Consider the following 23682-nt stretch of genomic DNA (forward strand, 5'->3'; position numbering starts at 1 on the left):
GGAGTGACACCCCAGGCCTAGCTGGAGAGCAATTTCCTGCCGGCGTTCTTCATCTGGCATGCTAAAGCGGCGATTTCCATATTCACTGGGGTGCTCCATCAATGAAAGGCATACGCGATAGGCAAATCTGGCTACAGCAGTTCAATAAAACCCCGGAAGATTTTGCCCTTGCTACACACATGCTCAAAAGCCTGCTTTACATTGATCACTTTTATCTGAAGACCCTGCTGGCTAACGTCATATTAGGCCAACTGGTTAGTGAAGGGCCTTGCGCCCTTTTCATCGAGCGAGAGCTGCCTCGCACCAAGAGCACTCGCCCACCTGCTATGTATAAAGAAGAGAAAATCCTCAGATCAGGTTTTCGTAAACGTCGTCTGCGGGCCACAGGTGCCGCTCAACAAGTCGTTCTGTCTCTTCGGTACAACCGACAGGATGTAGGCAGTGAAGGTGTCATTGCACAGATGATGTCCTCGCTCTGCAAAAGACACTCGGACGATCTTCTGCTTCAACCCTCAGCGGATGAAATACGCAAATGCAAGGTCAGGAAAGTCGTAATTGTTACGGACTTCATTGGAAGCGGCGAGCGCGTTAACAGGATGCTGGGCTCGTTATGGCGAGTAAGATCTGTCAGGAGCTGGGCGTCCTACGGGCGGATAGAGATGTGTGTAGTTGCTGCGTCAGGTACCGATAAGGGTGTTGCCTGCGTAAGGCGACACCCATGCAGGCCCACAGTGCTTTTGGGTGAGTCATGTCCCACGCTTCAAAAATCATTTAGCCCCGATGTATCACTGGCCTTAATTGATTTGTGTAAACGGTACGGCAGCTTCGACAAAAAGCCATTAGGGCATGGCGATGTGGGCGCTTTGATCGCGTTTGAACACTCGGCACCCAACAATATGCCCGCCATTTTTACTCGCGAGAACAAGAGTCGAGTTAACCTTTGGAAACCGCTTTTCCCTGATCGCAGAACCGAGGTGCTGTGGACGCGTGGTCAATACCGTGAGGAAGAAATTATAGAAGCCTTCGGTTTGCTGGGTTTGCAGAGAATTACTGAAACGAAAGCATACGGTAAGATAGGCTGGAACTGGAGGCAAGCCCTTTTGGTTACCGCCGCTATCTATAAGAGCCGACGAACTGTGGTCGACTTGATTGCACTGACGAATATGCCAGTCGCCGTGCTCTTTGATGCATTACATAATGCTCAAGAATTGGGATGGATTACGCTGAACCGTCGTATGACCGACACGGGACGTTGCTTGATAACACGGTTTTCTGAAACCATGGTCTTACAGGTGGTGACAGCCACTGCGCCAGACGCGTACTATCCGTCGCAGCTGAGGGCTCCCACTTAGCGAAATCTAGAATCCTCTAGACTCTAGAGGCTGTAGGAAGCAGGTTATGCTGTCCATAGGAAGAACCCCCGCAAAACAGGAGGTTGAGCACCTCGTTCCTACGCTGGCGTTGTCTTGCGATCTCGAGGCGCTCATCCGCCTGGGCGGAATCTAAGGTAGATGAATCGCTGGAGCCCTCAGCGCTACAAAAGCGAAGGACTAAACCAAGGTGTCGACCAAAACACCTTGAGCAACGCCCTGAGTACAGCAGAGCTGCTACGTGCTAATTCCCCAAAGCTCCCACCCATTTTCACGTTGAGACACCTCGCTCATGAGGCGGGCGTCCCCTACGCCTTGCTTCGAGCGGTCGTCGCGAGAAGCGAGCGAGCCGAAGCTTACAAGGTATTCAAACTGAAAAAGGCTGTTGCGAGCTTTGGCGCCAATCGTTTCAGGTATATCTGTGTCCCTCATCCATCATTGCTGAAAGTTCAGCGATGGATCCACAAGCACATCCTGATGCAGGTTGATGCCCATCCGGCAAGCTACGCTTACAAGGAAAAAACATCTCCTTGCGATGCAGCCACCATGCATGCTGGCTGCACGTGGATGATAAAGTTAGATGCTACTAATTTTTTTGAATCAATTCTGGAGCCAGATGTTTATTTCGTGTTTCGGGATATGGGCTACCAAGCATTGGTAGCGTTTGAGCTGGCGCGACTGTGCACACGGGTGCGTCCGACTGGAAATCCTGTTAAAGCTAACCGTGTTAAGGAAGGGCAGGGCAATCTGCCGTACCGCACCATCAAGATAGGCCACCTTCCACAAGGTGCAGCAACCAGTCCGTTATTATCGAACTTGGTCGCGCGCAAACTTGATTGCGCGCTTACAGGGCTTGCTAACGATAGGGGGCTTACCTACACGCGTTATGCCGACGATCTTACATTTTCTTCTTTTGGCGACTTTGATCGCGACATTTCGACCAACCTAGTGCGTGAAATCTATGAAATCATGCGAACGCACGGACTATGGCCAAACAAGAGTAAGACCAAAATCATACCTCCAGGTGCAAGAAAGGTAGTCTTGGGCCTGTTGGTAGATGGGCCCGTCCCTAGATTGACGAAGGAATTCAAAGCCGAAGTACGCACTCACATTCATTTCATGCTGAGACCAGACGTGGGCGTTCGTAAGCACCTTCGAGCTCGTAAATTTGACACTCCTTGGGGCATGCAAAACTATCTCTTTGGAAAGCTCGCGTACGCTCAGCCGATCGAGCCTCGATGGACGGCAAGGATGCGAGATCTTCTCAGGAAAATCGATTGGACAAGCTGAGGCGCCCTGGTGAGCTCTCAAATCTACGCTTCGCACGCTCGCATTTATGGGGAATGCGTCGATTGGGCCCTGGACTCCAGCTGCGATCTTGAAGGACTCCCCATGACCAAACAAATGTTGAGTTCTGAGAGAGCTTCGTACGCATTGTTTACTCCCGCTGTGCTCCAAGCGTGCTCAATCCACAGCGCAGAAGATGCTAAGGAGCGCAGACAGCGGGTTCGAGCAGGGTTCGAAAAGGTGATCGCCTGGATCAAGCACCTCCCCGATCATGAGCTTGCTCGACTGAGGCCTGAGCGCTCATGAGAGTAGGGGGCTCGTATCCTTCAAAGTGCCTTGTAGCTGGAGGGTGACTGGGCAACGCATCTAGCGTGCGGCGCCTTCAAGCCCCGGCGATCCAACGCTCCATCCCCCCTTCAAACCCATCCGCGCAAAACTCCAGATTTGGCCAATAGTTCTGGTACACCTCATAGTCTAGCGCCTCTGCGATCCCGCGGTTCTCGGTGCTCAAAACGCTCCATGCTCGATACATCCGTTGCTGCCAGTCGGTCTCTGTCACTAACCGGTGCGATGTGTTCCATGACCAACCGTCCTTCATAAGCGTTGTCACGAAGAATTCCGCGGCCGCATTCGCGCAGCGGGCGTCATGGGCAATCATCCTGTCCAGGATCGAATAGGAAATACCAATCGCCTGGAAGATCAATACCACTTGGCTGTCCAGCTTGTCGCTACATTGGGGAGCTTTCGAGGCACAAGTCTGCTGCGGGATGAAGGCGAATACGGTGGCGATCGGGGAGGTCATAGGTGCTGCCCTTATTGTTGTTGTTTTATTTCATGATGCCCATGGAGCAAGCGTCGCCGCAACACGTCGCATGATGTCTGCCCGGGCATTCATGAATCGAGGCCATGAGGCAAGCGGAGTGCGCCAGCACGAGGATGTAAGCCCGGAGGGCCATGACCCTGATGTAGTCAAGGCATGGCTCACAACAGCCGTGCCGCAGGCCGTGTCCAGCCCTCAGGTGTTCCTGGGTCTGGCTTCACCGCGATACGTGATCGCGAACAAAGCGCTCCACGTAAATGCTTGCCTTGGTCACGAGTGGAGGTTGTTAGGGACTTAGTGACCGGAATAGTGGTGGAGTACAAATGTACTCAAGAGAGCTTATGAAGACTCATTACACCCATCTCGCTCATTGAGTCGGCGTGGCTTATCTAACGTATCAAGCTGATCTCATTGGGCTCAACGTGAGGCATACATGATTGTTTCAGCGTGCAACCGAGGCGCGGGAAATTTTGCTGAAGCTGCGTGAGCTATTAAGTCGGGGAGGGCAGTTGCAATCTTGGCGCAGACACGAGGATGGAGGCCTTGGGGCAACCACGGCAAAGTCAGGCTTGATTTCCGACAGCCATGCCGAGCTCGGTCTCCATGGTCTGGATCTAACTGGTGGTGCATGCTCGCAGTCAGAAAGACGGCCCACCTCCATGCCGATGCAGCCACTGAGCCGCCGGCAGATTTTTGCGGATTCCAATATCTGGCCAAACACTTTCGTCATGATGTGGCTCATCGATACTCACCGCGCTCGGCACCCAGCCAGCCGCCCTGGCTGACTTCCTCAGCTCAAGGAACGTGACCGATGCCCCGGGCTGCAAGTGATCGCAACTGCGCCAAGGGACGCTCCCTGCGAGCGGACTTTGCTGCAGTCGCGTCAAAATGCTGATCGTGAACCTGCAGAATAGGTCGACCAGGGTGTGGCCCGAGTAACCGCCGGTACCATCCATCAAAGGCAGCAGCAGGCTTTGCGGGGAAACATCCGAATTCTGGCTATGCCTGAACTTGGCATAACGCCGGAAATAGGCAGCGAACGGAGGAGCCAGCGGATAGCGTAGGCGAGGGTAGTGAGGGCTTTCAAACCATCCTGGTGAACTCTGACTTGATCCTGCCTTTTGATCGTCGGCCTCGTTGGTTTTGAAGCTTGAGAAGGTCAATCTCAGCGCCGATGGTGACCCCAACGCTCCCAGAGGGACGTCAGAATAGATGGCCATGGCTGCGACGAGAAGCCACGACTCGCATTGGTTATCGCTCTGGGCCAACGAGGTAGCCGTCGACATCAAATCTGTCAGTTGCGCGGGCGTGAAAATCGTCCGGGTTTTCACCTGGCGAACCTCGAAATCTCGAGGTTTCAGAGCATCGAAGGGATTCATCGGAGTTGTGGTTCGCAGGGCATACAGGTAGTTGAAAAAATCCATCCCACTGCGCAGGAACATATTTCGGTGCTGAGCGGTTCCAAGTGCGAAATCTGACCCTGTCCCTGGAGTGGATGTCGACGTTGAGGCGGAAATTTCTGCCAGCTGCTTTCTGACTATCGGCCGCCAGTTGTTATTAATTGGCTTGACCGCGAATTCTGTTTTGGTCTTTAGCAAGTAACGCGTCCCGCCAGTCTTCGAAATCCATGATATGGGCAGGCGCATGACGAAGTGCATGAACTCCCTGGCATCCGTTTCTTGCCACTCCAGGAACGGCTTGTGCCGAATAGACCAGCTCCAATGCATCATCGTCTCAAGCACTGGGCACATGATCTTGTAGTGCCTTGGGCTGAACCCGGGCCGTTGGCATTGCTTGGCGAGGAAGTTGATCCCGAGGCGCCACGTTTGAAATGCCTCCAGTGCGGGGTCTAGGGTAGCGAGCCGTGCGCGGACGTCATTATTGATGGGGCGCTCCAGGCCTTGGTGGTCGGTTAGAAGCACAATCGGCGGGAACAACGGATACGGCACGAAGGAGTCCGTCGGCTCGGCTGCCGTTGGAGGTTCCGACGGCGAGCTCGGCGCCGGCTTAGGGCGTGGTTTGCGCGCTGGGTTCTTAATCGATGTCCGCGCTGACTTCATCATGGCGCAAAGCTCCTAAGCCGCAGGTTGAGCGACTGTTGAAGGACAGCCTCAATCATGGCGGTGGCCGTAAAACACCACAGGCCGCTAGGAACGCAACATGGTTAGGTCACCGGCTGCGGCTGCCTGCAGGCGTTCTAATCTGGCAGTCTGGCCCAAGCTGCATAGCTGCATAATTGTAGACGCCGAAGGATGCTGACGGATGCGGAATCAGATCTACGCCGCTTGAGGTGCGGGGATCATTGGTGAATAGGCTTGGGGCTGACTTGAGCGCTGGCTTACGCGATGGTGCCGATCGTCGAGCAAAGCACAGGCATGACAGGAGAAGACTAAACTTGGGCAATCGTCGGCTCAGTTGAGTGAAGCTCCAACTTCAACCGTAGATCGAGAGCTTTGGCTGAACTAGACGATGGGATTTCGGATGGGATCTCTAGCTGCTGAATTATGGTTTTCAAACCGGGCGAGCAGGGATGGCCGGGCTGCTGAAGCTGAGGAGGTACTGGAGAGATGGAACGTAACGGATTGATTCTAGGGATGCATGGTCAATTCAGGCAAAGTCTGGTTTTCGGAGGCTGGTGACCTTGCGACTTCGAAAATTCGAGACTCTCAAAATTTGAAACTCAGCATTTGAAATGGATTCATCGTATTTAACAACCACGCCTAAGCATTTTCGCTGAGCTATTAATCCATTCTGGAATAAATAATATATTTTTATTCTTATAAAATATAGCGATGCGCTATCTGTCGCCCATAATCCCTCTCTAATTGTGAAACTATCGAGTGCATGTGCAATTTTGAAACTTCGTAACTTGTTGATTTCAATGGCATTATTCAAAAAGGTAGGCAATGGACCCACTCTCCCATCCTTCAAGACCAGCGGGCGCTCCAGAATTCGTGGTGTTCAGTCATAAGCAAAACGAGAAGGTCAGCTTGTTCTGCCGACCCACTCTATGGCGATTCGCCGAGGTGGAGTTTGATCCTTGGGTGAGCGATTTGACCGTGAACCAGCGTTTCATCGAATTGGACAAAGTTCGAATCCCGGTCGCGCTCGCTTTTGAGAATAGCCACGCGTCACTCATTGTGGTGTCCAAGTCATGCCTGGGTTCCAGCACGAGCGTTGAAGTCCAGAATTATGCCGACGATAACGGCTTTCTCTGCGAAATTTTAGATACTGATTTCCTGAAATCTGAACGTACCCGCTACGAAAACTACCTACTCATGCTTTCCTATATCAACAAGCAGAGAGATGCACTGACTGAGCGCAATCTTCGCGAAGTGATGAGACTCCTCCCAAGGCATGGACTTACGGTGAGCAGCGCTATGCAGGCGGTTGAGCAGGATTTTGGCGAGAAGGGCGCAGCTTTGGTGTTCGAGTTGGTCAGAAAGGGCCGATTAAACGTCAAGAATTTGAGTTCGACTAAATTGAGTGGGGCATCCCAATTAGGCCATGGAGATGCCCAGGATGAGTGATCAACGATTTTCTAGGTCCGAACGCGAACGAGAAGGCTATGATTGTGACAAGTGGCGTGCGGTTGACTTAACGGTCTTGCCGGACGCCCTTCGAGGTCCGACGGAGAATCGTATTAAAGCTATCCGGGCGTTCTTGAAGGAAGGCGCATCGCTAGAGGAAATTCAAGAAAAATATGGGATACCTCGCTCAACGCTTTATCGAGTCATCGACAAATGCGAAGCACTAGACAAGTCCGGAAGTCCCGCTGGCTGGGTGGCTGCAATACCTTATAAGCGCAGTGGTGAAAAAAAATACAATCGGAAAGCGCAGCCCGGCTCATCCGCTACGCAAGGCTATTCCGGCGCTTTTACGCATTTCGTTGAGCAACATCCAGATGTGGATGAGTGGCTGAAAGCTCAAGCCCGTAGATATAGACCCCGAAAATCTGGCGGCGACTACTTTATAGCGATTCATAAAGCGTTCGTGCGCAGGTGCATTGAGGCTGGAGTTGCCAGACATCAATACCCATTAAATCAAAAAACCGAAGGTATAAGCGGGCTTAGGAGGTGGTTGCAGGATAAACACCGAGAATTGAAAGCGGAGCAAGAACTGAAGTCCTCACAAGCTAACGAGAGCGTCCGAGATATTGATCCATCGGACATCTTGGAGCAAGTTGAAGCAGATGGACACAAATTGGATCTTCGCTTGGTTATTCGCGAAAGGGATGCCTATGGGGAGCCTGTTGAATATGAAATTCTCAGGGTCTGGTTAATTTGTCTAATCGAAAAATTTTCAAGGTGTGTGTTGGGGTATTCATTGGCACTGGGCCACCAGTATGATCAAGTAGACTTGCTTACGGCGATTTATAGAGCCCTGAGCCCGCACGTTCGTCCACCGCTGAATATTCCTGATACCCGTTATCGCGATGAAGGGGGATTCCCCTCAGAAAGTTCGGGGGCGTGGCAAACGTGGTCCACATTAAAACTGGATAATGCTTGGGCGCATAAGGCGAAGCATGTGATTGAGGTGCTAAATGATAGGCTTGGCTGTGTGGTGGAGTTCGGTAGACCGTACACCCCCAATGATCGCCCTATTGTGGAGCGTTTTTTTCTCTATTTGGTGCAAAACTTTTCTCACAAAATAATTGGTACCACGGGGAGTGAATCCACAGATGAGATCAAGGCACGTTTATCGCCAAAGTCCAAAAACCCTTTGAAGATGTTGCTGTCTCTAGAAGAGTTGGAAAGTTCCGTAGACATTGTGATCTCTGACTATAATGGTCGTCCGCACGCGTCAATCCAAGGCCACACCCCATTGGACTTGTTCCTCATGCGTATGGAGGCAAGGGCATTGCCGCCGAACACACTGCCTACCCGTTATCAAAATGAGGCAGCGTTTACGCGAATTCGCGAGCCAAAGATCGTTCAGTCAAATGCCAAATACGGGGGCGCGTTCATTAACTTTGCTTACCAGAAATACCGAAATCCGGATGTATTGCGGAGTAATTCGGCAGGACGGAAAATGATCATCGAGTATTCTCGTAGAGATGTATCTTCGATCAATTTGCTTGATGAGTCTGGTGCATTTGTTGGTGTGCTAACACCACCGCCACCCTACTCAAACACGCCACACAGCTACAGATTGCAGACTGAGATTTCAAAGGCCGTGAAGGACGGACAATTCCGCTTTACGGAAAATGAGTCATTCATTGAAGCTGTCCGTAGGTTTCAATTGAAAGGTAACAAAATGACTCGAGAGAGAGCGACTAGTCTCTACAAAAATACTGGCATGACTTCAGTAGGTTCGTCTGTCGAGGAAGAAACGTCTCCTCCGACATCGGAATCACAAGTCGACAGAGTAAAGCTGTTTAAAGTTTTCACTTTTTGAATAGAGGGTGCAAATGGACATCCAGGATACGCGACCCGTCGAGGTTGATCTTCATCCTGTCTGCAATCAGCGGTATTTGATCCCGACATTTTCGATCGGTGAGACTTACGCGCTTGTGCTTAAGGTTATTCGTCGCAGAGACTCTGGTTTAGTGATCTGGGGGCATACCCGTTACGGTAAGACTTGGGCAATGCTTTATTGTCAGCAATGCCTTGCACAAGATTTTCCTGATTTTCCTGTTGTTATTTACAATGCGAAGCGAGAAATATCAGCCACGAAAGGTAATTTTTATAACTCACTGCTGGCGGTTGTCGGTCACAAGCAGTGGAATGACAATGTTAGCCTCTCAAAAAAACATCTTCGGTTAGTGAATTTCATGGAGCAAGCGGCGCGCAGGGATTCACGGCAGGTCTTTATTCTATTCATGGATGAAGCTCAGCGGCTTCAGCAGCAGCATTTTGACTGGGTCAAGGATATCTATAATGACCTGCGGCTAAAGGGTGTGACATTGCTTCCCATCCTGGTAGGACAGCAGCAACTGCTTGATCAGAAGGAAGCCTTCCTCAAAACCGGGGTGGAGGGGGAGGCTATTGTTAATAGGTTCATGCTTTACGAGCACCCTTTCCGCGGCATACGCGAAAAAGAAGATTTCGCGACCTGCCTTGGCTTTTTTGACAGTACCCCTTATCCGGCCAATTCCACATGGACTTTCACCAAATTTTTTGTCCCACAGGCATATGCCAATGGCTTTAGGCTGGCGCAAGTGAAAGACATACTGTGGGATGCCTTTTGTGATGCTTACAAGGAATTAAAGCTAAAAAGCAAAATGGAAATACCGATGCAGTATTTCAGCAAAACGATAGAAATTATTTTGCGCGATAGTGTTGACATGGATCACCCAGGCTACACGATTACCAGGGAGTTCAGCTTGCGATCTATCCGTGAATCTTGGTTTCAAGCCGCAACGCGCAATAGTAAAGCTGCTGATCCGAGCGCCTGATGATGATAATCGTCCCGGATACTAAAACGATGAGCATCAATCCCAGGTATTGTCCGGTGGCCCCACTGTACATGGCTTACGAATCTGCGTATTCGATTCTAAGCCGGTTTGCACTTTATAACGTCATCCACGGAGATACACTGGTTAAAATCTTTGCGCCATCACAGAGAGAGGGTAATGGTAAGCGTAGCCGATTCCCAAACCTCGCCCACAGCGCGGCTGTGAATCCGGTAGCGATTCGCGAATGCTTTACCCTTGATAGAGCGCAACAAGATGCACTTTTCTTAGTACCTTCAGCTGTACCGAGCAATGATCACATTGCAGCCAATTTAAGAGTTTGTCCCGTATGCATGGTGCGTGGTGTGCACTACTCCCTATTTCAATACCTACTCATCAAGAAGTGCCCGATCCATCAGGTCGAGTTGAGCCAAGCGTGTCAGACCTGCGGCGGGGCGATGGATTACTCGTTAAACAGCAGGTTGTTCCGTGAACCATACGGCTGCAACTATTGTGGCCATCTGCTGCGACTCAAGGGAAGTCAAAGTGGCCGGTCCTATTTGAATAGATCCGGGCTGAACCGGCTGATTTTAGCCCATCGAATTTTTGAGCGCGGCAGGGATCGTCAGGTGTTTTTTGATATCAATCAGCCGACCAATATTTACTTTGATAATGCCGCTCAGTTTTCCTCGGCTATCACCGATTTTGCGGTGCATCAGCGTGCGCTGTTCAATGAGGTTCAGGCTAGGGCGGCATCAGGTCAGGGTGATAAAAAAGTGGGCTTTTACAGAATCAGTAACATCAGTCGTTGCTCGACAGTGAAAAGCTCGGTAATAGAGCTGACAGTCAATGACCTACTTCCGATTTTGAAGTGTATCTTCCGAAAAATTAGAAAGTGTTTTCTTCCTGAAATCAAACTGAGCAAGAAAAATCTTGCCGGAATTTGGCGAAGTATTGAGGAGTGTGATGTGCCCAGGCAAGGCTATCAACTCGTCGGCTATCTTGACTGGCTATGTTTTTGGTACGGAGTTAAAACGCCATCCGACTTGTGCGCGAAAGCAAGGTCATGTGTCAAAAAAAAACTGGGAGCCTGGCTTGAATCGAAACGGACGCACGAAGTATTTGCTTCACTCAAAGGGGAGCGCGAAAAAAATTGGCTGATGACGAAAATACTAGCTCATGAAATTATTTTTTTCATGACCAGGCAGATACGCCGGCTATCCGAATCGGATCTAACCTGCTCTAGGACGACCCCCAGTCAAGTGGTCTATCGCCGGTGGGTAGGGCCCGCTGCGTGGGCGCTGATTGTCCTTCCCCAGCAGTCCGCTTGTGAATTCCATTTTACAGCCCGCTCCGTTTTCGCTGAACTCGGTCGGTCAAAGGTGAGCAAACCGGCGCAGCGAGAGACGTATGCGTCGCTGTCACAGTAATAAGCGATTAGTCTACGCCCCAATTGGCCCAGGCCGCTTCATCGATGCCTTCCCCGGCAATCAGCACGCGCTTCTGTCGCAGGTTGGCATTTTGCGTCTCGGCAGGTCTTTCAGTGGCGTGTAAATCCTCCGGCTCTGTCAATGCTAGTCGAGAGTTACGAATCGCAGCGTCCCAATCTTCGTAAAAGTATTGGTCTTCTGAGGCTGCTGAGGTGGGGCGCTCAAGTGCTTTATCAAAGTCGGCCGTAAATTGGAGGTTGACGGCCTTGTGGATTTTTCCAAGGTGTGGAGTGGGTGCGGCACGTTCACTGACAAATCCTTCCGGGAAGGGCGTGGCGACAGGGTCGTAAAGATTGGCAACCGATAGGCAGTTCACACTGCTCAGCATTAGCGCAAAGCGGTAGCGGCGTTCCAATACGACTTCTACCTCGTGGGCACTCATCTCGAACTCGACCCCAACGTCTCCCATGCTGAACAATTGTTGGTGACCAGCGCGATATTTCTCCAAATGATGATGTCGGCCGAGTAACACCTGCAGGAGGGTCGCGCTCCCTTCGCTGAGGCAGATCTTCTTATCCTTGCCGAATTGGAAATACCACTCATCATTGTATCCGTAAAGAAGATCGGTGCATTTTGCTTTGGCCAGATCCGATGTGGTGCATCCTGTTTCTTGTAACAAACGAAGCATCGCGAGATCCCTCACCCAGTGCTCCACACCTCTGCAGGTTCCGCAAATCAGTTCCAGGCTTTCGCCTGAGTACAGTTTTGTGTGTGCTGTGAGTTCAGTAGCATGGGCAAAGCGAGTGGCTTGACGGTAGAGCTTCTTCATCTGGGAACGCAGGGGGTCCAGATTTTCGCCGAAGCGATGTTCCTGCCAGTTCATGGCCGCGGCGATTCTGGAAGCGGCCTGGCGATTGCTCAGTCGACCCAAGCCTTTCAGTTCACGCTGGATGAGCAAGTCATCAATGTAGACTGGAAGGTAGTAATTCCTGGGCTCTGTGGGTTCTGCCGGTCCGGGGTATACAGTGATATGTGAAAGATAAAAATACACATAGGCCTCTAGCGGCAGCAGGCTATCACTGAGCGACTTGTACTGTGTGTGGCGCAACCATAAGTCGACATGCTGAAGGTAACGCGCCACTTTACGCCGTCTACGTAGGGGTACGGTTTGCAACAGAAAATCGGTGATTTCCTGACCGAGACAGGGGATGAAATAGAGAGTTTGCAGTAGTGCCATGGGCTGCTCCGACAGGCAATCATCACTGATGAGTCGTGCACGGGGGGCTTTCAGTTGCACAGATTCGCACGTCGCGGATCAAGCGAAGCGTATTGCAGCAGGGTTTCTTTGAAACCATGGACTTATGAACGGTCGTGCTCACAGGGCGGTCGTTGCGGTCCAGAAGCACACTAATCCTAGGCCTGCTGACTGGATACCCCGAGGCAGCGGCGCACGATGTGCTAAGTGGTGATCATTGAGTGCGTTAGCGCTCATGCTAAATCCCTGCGTTGCGCCTGACTGAGATCTAGTTCTAGCCTAGCAAACGGAAGAAATCACGCAACGTGCAAGCCGCCCGCTGTCACATCATCTTCAAGCGATAAGCAACGATGCACTGGTACATTCGCCAACTATGTCTGTTCGTACTTTCGCTTTACGGGCAGTTGCCGTAAGGCTGAGGATCCGTTTCGCTGGTTTCCTTAGCGCGTCTACTCTCCCGTAGGCGAGAGTGCCTCAAAAAATGGAAGATCTCGCTATCATCAGATTTGCTTTTTACATCGTCTCGGGCACATCAGCCAAGGGCCTGAACTGAGTTGGCCAGTCTTTTCTCTTGTCCGAATTGGGTGGTATAGAACCGTTGTTCAATGCCATAAATAAGGAGTTTCAGTTCATTGTCTGTCGAAATTTCGAACTGACCACTGTTGGCATTAAAGACGAGTTGTTGGCCGCAGTAGCCATCAATGTAGGTCAGCATTCCTGCTTTATCTTGTTCGGGTAACGCCTCTAATGTCGCCATCGCCAAAGCAATACGCTTGCGATTCGGTTTGGAAACCTTCTCCGCTGCAAAATCGTTGGATAAGGTGATAAATGGTTTATCAAGGAACTGCTCAACCTCCTCTTGCGTTGCTTCTTTGTACAGTTCATCGATCCCGGGGAAAATACTGGAAATAGTGGCTAGGTTTTTGAAGATAAGGGTGTCAGAAGCTCTGAGGTAGACAGCATCTGGCTGAGCATTAATCACTAAGCGGCTCTGGGACTCTTCAATCTCCGCAACCTCGCCGAAGACTACAGTCTTCCGTTTAAGAAAAAGTGAAGGTGTGACTTTCTGAAAATAAAAATCTTCCCCTTGGCTCGCCACTAGGTAAGAGATGTCATTAAACTGTCGCTTGGCCAGATCGTCATACACTTTTGCGTCAAAATCGCCCTTCAGCATCTCCACACAAAATGTTTGTGCGGAAAACTCCTCAACTTTGAACCAAGAATCCTCGTCCAGATTGTGATCAGGACAGTAATTTACACAAGCGGCGGGATCAATGCCCAAGTCGTCGAAAAGCGTGTAATCAGAAATCAACTTGAAGAATGGTTTTTTTCTGAGTTTTTTCACCTTTACCAGTACGCAATCCATATGCTCAGCCTTTTTCTATGAATGTGTAGTTATTGATTCTATAAGCTTTTTCGATCACGACGTCATCCGGTAACTTGTACCCGGCTCGTGAGATTAGGAAAATTGACGCGCGCGCTGTAGTGGTTATGTTATAAAATTCGTAGCCATACAATAAAAACAGCGGATTGAAATACAGTGCTTGCGAGCGGTAGGTGAAAACAAACAAAACGCCGTATACAAAGAGCAGGGTTTCCCAATTTGGAACGCTGAGCGCCACGAAAAAATATCCGAGATAGCTCGGTAAAAAACTATTATTAGCATGATCAATGGAGTCAACTTGGCCTGGCTTGAACTCATCCTTGCCCAGCGATGGACTTAGCACCAAGCTTAAGCCTGTGAGCAGCACGGGGACGCAGAGATAGAGGCCGTACGACACGAAATTGGGAAGCGCAACAACAAGGCCATGCTCAGGAAAAAAAGACCCCAGCACGTAGCCCTTCTGAACCAAAAATACGATTACTAGGAGAGACGTCGCATTGAAGGTCAGTAGCAACCGGAAAGGAACGTTAAGGTCGAGTTTCGGCCACTCCATGGCATCTCCAGTGCGTGACGCCGACTGTGGATGTCGACAGGTGCGAGATAGGGCTCTGGACGATATCAAATAGCCACGCTTCACGTCCACAACGAATACTTCACCAAGTGCGGCTGCGCGAACCATAAACGCGCGGTCTCGGGAGAGACAACAAGGTTCTGGTGACCACCTTTCTAGCGCAGGGTCTGAGTCTAAGATTGTCCAAACGGCAGTAGTGGGCAATCCTGCAGGGCTCGTCGAGCATTGCTGTGACACGACGCATCACGATCTCTAAATGGTCGGAGGCGATACAGGCAATTGCTCGATTCATGACTGTGATCGCTTCTATCCTAGCGGCAGCGTCCGTCAGTTCCATCCGCGATACGGTGTAACGACGATTCTTGTGTAGGTCATTCGGCTTTCCGGGCGACCACTATTTGTGGTCAGCCTTGCTTACCTACAGTGGCAAACAACAGATGCTCGCTTGGTGCCAAAAGAGCAGCGCCGTGTTATTTTCCGTGTTCTGAAAAGTAAGCGATTACCCGGTGCCAGCGCTGGCGTCTCACGGGAGAGATCATGGTGTTGCAATGGATTCGCAAGTGGTTCTCCACGGTCGCTGCGGGTGCACCTTCGGAAGAAGGCGTCAGTCGCGCTGGCCGCTTTGATCTGTATGTCAACGGAGCTGCACCACTTCCGTTCGGCCGGTTTGCGTCGTTGAAACAGGCCGAGGTCTTGGCTCAGCGCAGTTTCAAGGGCCAGCACTACCGGATTGTGGATACTTACACCGGGGACGCCGTAGTCTTCAACTACAAGAAAACTGCACTGCTTCCGGAGCCGTTCCTCCAAGGAATTGACATTACAGGTCAGGTGACGCCTACGCCGGCGTTCATCCGGGAGCTGCACGCCAGGAAGCCGATGCTCACTCAGCCCACTTTCTGTTGGCAAAACTGTTTGCTCACCATCCTGAGTCTTCAGGCCTCACATCCGCAGCTTCGTTATGCACTGTCACTCATTCATCACCCGGAGGCAGGGGTCGAGGGGCATGCACTGATCGAGCACGCAGGGCAGTTTCACGATCCCACCCTGGAGCATCAGTCTTTACTCCGTCCGCTGGTCACCTACCGGCTCCTGGAAGTACTGGAGCCCGATCAGCTATTTGGGCAGATTCTCGCGCGATTTGGTGAGGACGGCCTCAAGGAAATGCGCCAAGGACGGCGGGCGTGGTCAAATTTCCGCGTGGATGCTGGCGGTTCGCGGATCTTCGACCTTTGAATTCCGCGTAATTTTTGGAAGCCACTGCGTTGGCGCTGCAGGATGAGCTGCCGCAGGCGTACAACTGCCAGCGCGGCGGCGTCTCGTCGAGATGGCGCGTCATACCGACAATCGATGGGGATTGGCCGGCGGCGGCCATCAGCTTTGCAGCTTACCTTTAAAGGGAGAAGGCATGAGTCACTACTTTGATCATGCGAGTCAGGAACTCAACAGCAAGATCGCCCAGGCCAAGGTGTACATCACCCGGCACAACCCGACCACTGGCGCACTGGCCGAAGCGGTGCTTCGCCAGTTCCTCAAAGACCACCTGCCGGGGGCGGTCAGCGTGGAGCAGGGCTTCATCATCGACAGTGCGGGCGGTTTATCCAAGCAGTGCGACATTCTGATTTACGACTCGCACCGGTATGCCCCGTTCTATCGAGTAGAGGGTGTGGTTGTGGTGCCGGCGGAGGCGGTGATTGCTATTATCGAAGTAAAAACCTCGATCAACCGAGCCGGATTTCATGAGGTGATTCGCTATTTCCAGAGTTTCCAGAACCTGCGATTGGCGGCGAGGACGTACTTGTTCATGTTCAACGCTCCGACGTTGGGGACTGTCAGCAGGCACTTTCATTCATTTCGACACCCAGGCAGCTATCAGGAGTTCGATCATGATACTTTCCAGTTCCTCCCGGACGAAATCACCGGCCTAGATCATTCCTACCATTTGCATAGAGACATGGTTATCCACGACCGCGATGCCATGGGCTATCTCTCGTACTTCTACGAGGATCACGAAGGTACCGCGATCAACGCACTGGAGCGGTTCTTCCTCTCTGTGTATGCCTGCGTCGAACGCCACTTGAGAAGTAGTCTGCCCGTGGGTGTGTTGGTGCCGCGAGTGTCCTATCACAACAGTACTCCCAGCAAAACTATTTTCGCCATTGACTTGTTCCCCATGTAACCTCAGGTATGCGCTGCACTTGCTTACATCGTTCAGTGGCACAACCGCTTCAGTGTTTCGCGTTTGTCATGGTTGAGACGCAGAAGGCGCCCCCCCCTTTTGACCTGGCTGCTTATTCTGGTGGGGGTTCGCTCGCGCCCGGTGTCGATCCGAGCAGCTTACTGGCCCGACTGTCAAGCAGGGCGCCCGCCTGGAAGTAGCCCATCACCGTGCTCACACTGCGGTGCTCGGTCATTGCCATCACCTCACCGAGCGGCACGCCCTGGCGTCCTGCCTCGGTGACGAAGCCTGAGCGCAGACTGTGCGCTGCCCAGTCCCCATCAAGACCTGCCATCGCCGCGCGGCGTTTGACTATCCGCGCGACTTGGTCGCCGGACAGTCCATGCGGTGCGACCCGGCCACCTTTGTACAGGCGGCGAAACAGCGGGCCGCGGCAGGCCGGTGCTGCTTCCAGCCAGGCACTCAGTGCCTGCGCCGCCGGCCCCTGCAGCGGTTTTTCTCGGCGTACGCCGCCAGTGTCGGTCTTGGTCGCCCCAAGTGTGTACAGCCAGGTGTCGGCATCCAGCCGGCGCAGGTCTTCGATCTGCAGGCCGATCACCTCCGAGCGGCGTCGGCCGCCACCGCTCCAGGCCAACAGCAGTAGGGCGCGATCGCGCACGCCGCGTACGCCGTCGCTGCAGGTGGCGAGCATTGCCTGCAATGGCTCCAGGACCACGGCAGTTTTCTTGCGCTGTGCCACCCCCTGGCGCACTTGGGCCTTGCGCGCTTCCCGCAGCAAGGTCTTCACCGCCGGCGTCTCGGTTGGGTTGTCCCATTGCTTCAACCGGTGCCACTTGGCCAGCACGGCGAGACGATGACTGACCGTACTGAACGCGAGTGCTCCCAACTTGCCCTTGACTCCCATTGCGACCAGGGCGGCATCGAGGTCTGCGGGCAGCAGGTGGCTCCAGCCGCCGTCAGCGCCCGGGCGGGCAAGGTGATCAACGATGAATTGCACTGCGACCTCCGGCGGCAAGGCAGCGTCGCCGAGCGCGCGCCGGTAACGCAGGCGCAGCCAGGCTGACCAGTAGGCGAGGGCGCTCTGGTAGCTGCGCACCGTGTTGGCGGCGGTGCCGGCGGCGATGAACGCCTCGGCGGCGGCGCGGGTGCTGGCCGCCAACTCGTGCGGCGCCAGTGGCGTGTCAATCGATGGCTGCAATGATTCTGTATTATTCATTACGTTCTACGTATTATTAATTTAGATTCAATCTAATAAGGTCGGATAATCATTCATTATCAGACCTAATATAGCGGAGGGCAGGGCATGGCGGTAGGCGTACCGGAAAGCGAGGTGTTTGCCGCGGCAGACGCGGTGCTGGCCCGTGGCGAGCGGCCGACGGTAGAACGGGTGCGCCTGGAACTGGGTCGCGGCAGCCCGGCGCGGGTCGGCGCCTTGCTCGACCAATGGTGGGAACAGTTGGCCGGCCGCCTGCGCGGTGAAACGCGGTTGCCCGGACTGCCGGCGGAAGTGGCCCAGGCCTTTGTCGCTATCTGGCAGCAGGCGACCACCTTGGCTCAAGGCGTGGTCGAGCAGTCACTGGCCAGCCAGCGGCAGGTGCTCGCGGAGGAAAGAGAGGAGCTCCTAGCATTGGATACCCGCGCCCGGCTGGACGTTGCTCAGGCGCGACAGCAGACGGCAGAGGCAATATCTGTGCGGCAGAGCGCTGAAACCCGCCTGACCGATCTAGAGCTACTGCTGGCCCAGCGTCAGGCGCAGATTAAGGATCTGCAGGAACAACGTGGCGCCTTGCAATTGGCCTGCGACACCTTGCAACAGCAGTTGCATGGTCTGCAGGCCGAACAGCACGACACCCTGCATCAAGTCGAGCAGGCTCGGCTGGCACAAGAAGCCTACGTGCGCGGTGTCGAGGAGCGCGCCTACCGCGAAATTGACCGAGCGCGCGAGGAGAGCAAAACACGCCAGGTTGAACGCCGAGAGCTCCAGCGCCAGTTCGACCAACTTCAGCAACGATCGGAGCAAGACCGTCACGTCTTGAGCGAGACGCAGCGCCAGGCAGCCACCCAGCAGGCGCGGGCCGAAGTGGCGGCGGAGCAGGGCGAGCAGCAGCGGCAAGCTCTGGAAGGCCGCTTACATGCCATGCAGCAAATGCTTGACGAGGTGCGACATACGGCCGCGGCCCAGCAGGCGCGTGCTGACACGCTGGAGCAGCAACTGGTCCAGCAGCAGGCGCCGAAGCTGCGTAAGTCCAGAATCAAGGAGCGGTGATGGGTCGGGGAGGAGCACCGCAAGCGGTCGCAATACCATGTCTAGAGTGCAACAGGGCTGCGCGACTGACGCGAGGCGTGGTGTCGGCGATCCGTACAAGGTGCGTCGAAGGCCTTGCACCCGCGCCTGCCCTGTAGCCCGCAGCACCTAACCCTCGCTTGAAATCTGTATCGTGAGACTGGCGTAGCATAATCTCAGCTGCTCGGTCGCGTTGTTGATATCCTTTGTCTTGAGAAACCTCATGCGGTTGAGCCAATACCTGACTGAATACGATGAAGACCTCAGTGGCGACAGCCAGATTGATCCGTTGGGTGTACTGACCATCTGGTCTGCCTTTGGCCAGGAAATCTTTCGCAACCGGGTCAATTCGGTTTCGAACGACGTACGAAACTACACGCTCAATCTGCTGCATCATGCAGTGATTAAGGACCTGTTCGACGATGTTGATACCGGCCCGAGCAAAGCATTGCGTGAGCAGTCAGGAGGACGTCATGGGCTGGCGCTGTGCCAGGCTTGTCTAGTCTATCTGGAGAACATATTCACGTATGCCATGGTGACTGCTGCGCCCGATACCGGCGTTGACAGTCAAGGCGTGCTGGGCGCCAGCAAGGCTCGTGCACGTCTGGAGGTCGACAGTAACCCATTTCTGCGCTTCACCCATCAACCAGCCGGACACCTGTTGGTGCGTCAGTTGGGCTTGGGTGTGAGTGGGCGCTATAAGACACCGTTCATGCAGATAGGCTTCTTCAACGACCGCTACAACTACCACCACAGTCAAGAAGCAGGACTGTTGTGGGTGAAAGTTAAGGGGATGATTCAAACTCACGAGCCGTTTCACAGGTTGTTCCAAGAAGCGCGCATGCATTTGCAGGGGATTTTCCTGCGCTTCAAAGCAGGTGGCGGAAGCGCGCTCAAGCAAGTACCGGGCAGTCTGATCAAGGCCTACCGAAGAGCACTGCCGAACTCCGCGCAAGTAGGCGCTGCCACGCGCGACTTCTGGCTAGCCTTGACTGGCCTCGACACGGGCGCTGCGGGTGCACTGCTGCGGGTGATGGATGATCAAGTTCAACACAATCCAGACGGCCACCTGCCGATCCAGCAGTTGTTCGCCCTGGCCGAAAAAAACTGCAGCGAAACGCCCGAGCGACGCAAGCTCGTGCACGTGCAGCAGGTCGAACCACTCCTTGCTCAGGTCGATCTGCTGTTTACCCTGGCCTGTCATGGCCGGCACCAGAGCCTTGGCGAAATCGAGGCGCACTGGCAAGGGCTGGGGCGCGATGCCGCAACCTTGCCGGCGGCCGCCGCGCGTATCGATGCGCATTCAGAACTGCTCGGCATTCTTTCGCACACCGGCCGCCGACGGCTGGAGCGACTCATGAGCTTGGCGCGTCAGGAACGCTTCAGTGACCAGTTTCTCGGCATGGTGGACTACCACGCGACGGTGATGCGCGAGCGTGGCCAGATACCCTGGGTTCAAATCGACCAGGCCGAGAAGGTCAAGCTCAGTGCTCGTACCAGGGCATTGCCTGAGGCGCAGGATACGCCCATGCAGCGCTGGGTGAACACGTACTAGGGGTTATGCCGAGATAAGGCAAAAATTAGGACATTCGTTCTGTAAATATATGATTTAAAAGGTTATTCGAGAGGCCGTGGCTTGCTGGTCATCCACCGTCTGGCTAGCCGTCTATGCTGATGCTTTTGCCTCGCTTGGGGGATGTGTTCAATGGCATCGGTGGAAAGAACAGCCTACCCTATCTTGCCCAGTCAGCTACCGGCCAAGGAGCTTCATCGAAGCTATTCCCTGTCTGATTCAGAGATCGAATGGGTCAACAACACCGCTAAGAGTCCAGCGCTCTCGATTGGGCTGGCAATCCAGTTAAAGGTGTTTCAGCAGCTGCACTATTTCGTTCCGTTCGAGGAGCTTCCTCAGGAACTCATCAGTCATGTCCGGCAATGCCTCCGCTACGGCGCACGAATAGCTCCACGCTATAGCAATCCCCGCACCCTTTACCGGCACCAAGCAGCGGTACGGCAGTACCTGCAGGTTACCCCCTTCTACAGCAGCGACGGGCTAGCGGTCACTGAGCAGATCGCACGTGACTGCGCTGTAGTTCTTGAGCAGCGAGTCGATCTCATCAATGCCATGCTTGATGAGCTGATTCAGCGTGGCTATGAGCTTCCGGCTTATTCGACGCTCAACAACCTCGCAGAAACCGCCTTGGCGAGTGCCCAGGAAGTTACCTTCAACCTAGTCGTGACTCGAGCGCCAATCGAGGTGATCTACAAGCTGAAGGAGCTGCTCGACACCGACTTCGGCCGGCGCCAGAGCGATTTCAATGCGCTGAAACAGGCACCCAAGAAGCCATCTCGCAAGCACCTGGAGGTGCTGATCGACCACTTGGCCTGGCTAGAGAGCTTCGGGGACCTGGAGGCCATCTTTGAGGGGATCGTCGATGCCAAGATTCGCCACTTTGCTGCCCAAGCCGCGGCGGCGGACGTCTCCGAGCTGAAGGACTGCTCGCTGCCGAAGCGCCACACGCTGATGCTGGCCTTGATATATCGAATGCGTGTGCGAACTCGGGACCACCTGGCCGAGATGTTCATCCGGCGGATTTCGACGATCCATAAACGCGCCAAGGAGGAGCTGGAACAAATCCAGGCGCGACAACGCCAGAAGCTGGAGCAGTTGGCGGCGACCCTGGACGGCGTGGTGCAGATTCTGGTTCAAGAACCGGATGACCAGGAAGCTGGCAGCCTGATTCGGGAATACCTCTCCCCTGATGGCAATCTGGATCGGTTGCGTGAGACTTGCGCCGAAGTCCAAGCTACCGGCGGTAATAACTACCTGCCGTTGATCTGGAAGCACTTCAGGTCCCATCGCTCGCTGTTGTTCCGTCTCAGTCACCTTCTCCAACTGGAGCCCACGACTCAGGATCGGTCGCTGACTCAGGCACTTCAACTGATCCAGGACAGCGAGAATCTACACCGCGAATGGATCGACGAGCACGTCGATTTGTCGTTTGCGTCGGAGCGCTGGGTCAAGGTCGTTCGTCGCCCTTCGAGTGAGGGGCCACCGACCAACCGGCGCTATCTGGAAGTTTGCGTTTTCTCCTACCTGGCCAGCGAGCTGCGATCCGGCGACATGTGCGTACAAGGGTCGGTATCCTTCGCCGACTATCGCAAGCAGTTGCTACCCTGGGAGGAATGTCTCCAGCGACTACCGGCCTACTGCGAAAAGATGGGGCTGCCTGGCACAGCGAAGGAGTTTGTTGCCTCTCTCAAGACCCAGTTGGAGGAAACCGCGCAACAACTGGACGAGAAATTCCCATCATGCCGAGGGGACGTATCGATTAACGAAGCTGGAGAACCGGTGTTGCGCCGAGTAGCGGCGCGGGACATCCCCCCTTCGGCCATCTCGCTGCAGACGGCGCTTATGCAGCGCATGCCGGCCAGGCATGTGCTCGATATCATGGCTAACATCGAGCATTGGATTCAGTTCACGCGGCATTTCGGGCCCATGTCCGGTAACGAGCCGAAGCTCAAAGAGCCTGCCGAGCGCTACCTGATGACGATCTTCGCCATGGGCTGCAACCTAGGCCCTAGCCAGGCTGCACGGCATCTGACCGGTAATGTCACGCCACACATGCTGTCCTATACGAATCGCCGTCACCTCTCGCTGGAAAAACTGGACAAGGCTAACCGCGAGTTGGTGGAACTCTACCTTCAACTTGATCTGCCCAAGCTCTGGGGCGATGGCAAGGCGGTGGCTGCGGACGGCACGCAGTTCGACTTCTATGATGACAACCTGCTGGCCGGCTACCACTTTCGCTACCGCAAAATGGGAGCCGTGGCCTATCGGCACGTGGCCAACAACTACATCGCCGTGTTCCAGCACTTCATCCCGCCGGGCATCTGGGAGGCGATCTACGTGATCGAGGGGCTGCTCAAGGCTGATCTCAGCGTCGAGGCTGACACGGTGTACTCCGATACCCAAGGGCAGTCGGCCACGGTGTTTGCCTTCACCCATCTGTTGGGCATCAATCTGATGCCACGTATTCGCAACTGGCGCGACCTGGTGATGTGCCGGCCGGATCGCGGTGCTTCGTACAAGCATATCAACCGCCTGTTCACCGACACTGCCGACTGGAACTTGATCGAAACCCACTGGCAGGATCTGATGCAGGTCGCATTGTCGATCCAGGCCGGCAAGATTTCCTCGCCCATGCTGCTGCGCAAACTCGGCTCCTACAGCCGGCGCAACAAGCTCTACCATGCGGCTCAGGCACTGGGCAGCGTGATCCGTACGATCTTCTTGCTCAACTGGATCGGCAGTCGCGAGTTGCGCCAGGAGGTCACCGCGAACACCAACAAGATCGAGTCCTACAACGGTTTCTCCAAGTGGTTATCTTTCGGCGGCGATGTGATTGCTGAAAACGATCCGGACGAGCAGCAGAAACGGCTGCGCTACAACGACATGGTGGCCTCGTCGGTGATCCTGCAGAACACTGTGGACATGATGCGCATCCTGCATAAACTGGCCCGCGAGGGCTGGCAGTTCACCGATGAGGACGTGTCGTTCCTCAGCCCCTACCTGACCAGCAACGTCAAGCGCTTCGGTGAGTTCAACCTCAAGCTCAATAGGCCACCGGAGCCCTGGATCAAGGACTCGGTATTCCAACAGGCCGCCGGCTCGCTTCGAGCCAACACGGCCAGCAAGACCGGTGCCTAG

At 54.0% G+C, this 23682-nt stretch carries 17 protein-coding genes; 11 read left to right on the forward strand and 6 right to left on the reverse strand.

Going from position 1 to position 23682, the window contains the following annotated elements; genetic code table 11:
* Positions 1-101: 101 nt before the first annotated feature.
* Together CKW37_RS32685 and CKW37_RS27860 are read left to right on the forward strand one after the other, a co-directional pair.
* Positions 102-1352 carry a hypothetical protein gene (locus CKW37_RS32685; RefSeq protein ID WP_143502159.1) on the forward strand — a complete coding sequence of 417 codons (1251 nt, stop codon included), beginning with the start codon at positions 102-104 and terminating at the stop codon, positions 1350-1352.
* Positions 1353-1511: 159 nt separating this feature from the next.
* Positions 1512-2660, forward strand: coding sequence for a reverse transcriptase family protein (locus CKW37_RS27860; RefSeq protein ID WP_095159407.1), 1149 nt, complete (start codon positions 1512-1514; stop codon positions 2658-2660).
* A gap of 379 nt (positions 2661-3039) precedes the next feature.
* Here the strand turns inward: CKW37_RS27860 and CKW37_RS27865 are convergent, their stop codons facing one another.
* Positions 3040-3459, reverse strand: coding sequence for a hypothetical protein (locus tag CKW37_RS27865; RefSeq protein WP_095159408.1), 420 nt, complete (start codon positions 3457-3459; stop codon positions 3040-3042).
* A 656-nt stretch (positions 3460-4115) separates the two neighbouring features.
* Positions 4116-5426, reverse strand: a complete 1311-nt coding sequence (locus CKW37_RS27870) for a hypothetical protein (protein WP_143502161.1) — start codon at positions 5424-5426, stop codon at positions 4116-4118.
* A 957-nt stretch (positions 5427-6383) separates the two neighbouring features.
* On the opposite strand from CKW37_RS27870, the gene CKW37_RS27875 reads away from it, so the two are divergent.
* From CKW37_RS27875 to CKW37_RS27890, 4 genes are read left to right on the forward strand one after another with little or no spacing between them, the layout of a single operon-like run.
* A complete protein-coding gene (locus tag CKW37_RS27875) occupies positions 6384-7007 on the forward strand; it encodes a hypothetical protein (protein WP_023102086.1) in 624 nt (207 codons plus the stop codon).
* Complete coding sequence (locus CKW37_RS27880) at positions 7000-8874, forward strand: helix-turn-helix domain-containing protein (protein WP_033727105.1); 1875 nt, start codon at positions 7000-7002, stop codon at positions 8872-8874. The genes CKW37_RS27875 and CKW37_RS27880 overlap by 8 nt, the downstream gene beginning before the upstream one ends.
* Before the next feature lie 13 nt (positions 8875-8887).
* Complete coding sequence (locus CKW37_RS27885) at positions 8888-9874, forward strand: ATP-binding protein (RefSeq protein WP_004577540.1); 987 nt, start codon at positions 8888-8890, stop codon at positions 9872-9874.
* A gap of 29 nt (positions 9875-9903) precedes the next feature.
* Complete coding sequence (locus tag CKW37_RS27890) at positions 9904-11301, forward strand: TniQ family protein (RefSeq protein ID WP_157404876.1); 1398 nt, start codon at positions 9904-9906, stop codon at positions 11299-11301.
* Positions 11302-11308: 7 nt separating this feature from the next.
* Here CKW37_RS27890 and CKW37_RS27895 read toward each other — a convergent pair whose 3' ends face one another.
* From CKW37_RS27895 to CKW37_RS27905, 3 genes are all read right to left on the reverse strand, one after another.
* A complete protein-coding gene (locus tag CKW37_RS27895) occupies positions 11309-12538 on the reverse strand; it encodes a hypothetical protein (RefSeq protein ID WP_004577538.1) in 1230 nt (409 codons plus the stop codon).
* Positions 12539-13088: 550 nt separating this feature from the next.
* Positions 13089-13922, reverse strand: coding sequence for a hypothetical protein (locus tag CKW37_RS27900; protein WP_004577537.1), 834 nt, complete (start codon positions 13920-13922; stop codon positions 13089-13091).
* A 4-nt stretch (positions 13923-13926) separates the two neighbouring features.
* Entirely contained in the window at positions 13927-14493 is a 567-nt protein-coding gene (locus CKW37_RS27905) for a hypothetical protein (protein WP_004577536.1), read from the reverse strand.
* A gap of 555 nt (positions 14494-15048) precedes the next feature.
* On the opposite strand from CKW37_RS27905, the gene CKW37_RS27910 reads away from it, so the two are divergent.
* Together CKW37_RS27910 and CKW37_RS27915 are read left to right on the forward strand one after the other, a co-directional pair.
* The gene (locus CKW37_RS27910; protein WP_004577304.1) at positions 15049-15744 is read left to right on the forward strand and encodes a hypothetical protein; all 696 of its coding nucleotides are present in this window, start codon (positions 15049-15051) and stop codon (positions 15742-15744) included.
* Between the two features lie 172 nt (positions 15745-15916).
* Positions 15917-16687, forward strand: a complete 771-nt coding sequence (locus CKW37_RS27915; protein WP_004577305.1) for a DUF6602 domain-containing protein — start codon at positions 15917-15919, stop codon at positions 16685-16687.
* Between the two features lie 112 nt (positions 16688-16799).
* Here the strand turns inward: CKW37_RS27915 and CKW37_RS27920 are convergent, their stop codons facing one another.
* Positions 16800-17903: a site-specific integrase gene (locus CKW37_RS27920; RefSeq protein WP_024717480.1), complete on the reverse strand. Its 1104-nt coding sequence runs from the start codon at positions 17901-17903 to the stop codon at positions 16800-16802.
* An 87-nt stretch (positions 17904-17990) separates the two neighbouring features.
* Here CKW37_RS27920 and CKW37_RS27925 point away from each other — a divergent pair, with 87 nt between their 5' ends.
* The 3 genes from CKW37_RS27925 (at position 17991) to CKW37_RS27935 (ending at position 23682) form a co-directional block, all read left to right on the forward strand.
* Positions 17991-18953 (forward strand): DNA-binding protein, encoded by a 963-nt coding sequence (locus CKW37_RS27925; protein ID WP_004577307.1) that lies wholly within the window; start codon positions 17991-17993, stop codon positions 18951-18953.
* Positions 18954-19194: 241 nt separating this feature from the next.
* Positions 19195-20526: a hypothetical protein gene (locus tag CKW37_RS27930; protein ID WP_095159410.1), complete on the forward strand. Its 1332-nt coding sequence runs from the start codon at positions 19195-19197 to the stop codon at positions 20524-20526.
* A gap of 150 nt (positions 20527-20676) precedes the next feature.
* On the forward strand, positions 20677-23682 hold the full coding sequence (locus CKW37_RS27935; protein ID WP_023082813.1) for a Tn3 family transposase: 3006 nt from the start codon (positions 20677-20679) through the stop codon (positions 23680-23682).

Origin of the sequence: Pseudomonas sp. Irchel 3E13, assembly GCF_900187455.1 — a bacterium.
Classification (GTDB): Bacteria; Pseudomonadota; Gammaproteobacteria; order Pseudomonadales; family Pseudomonadaceae; genus Aquipseudomonas.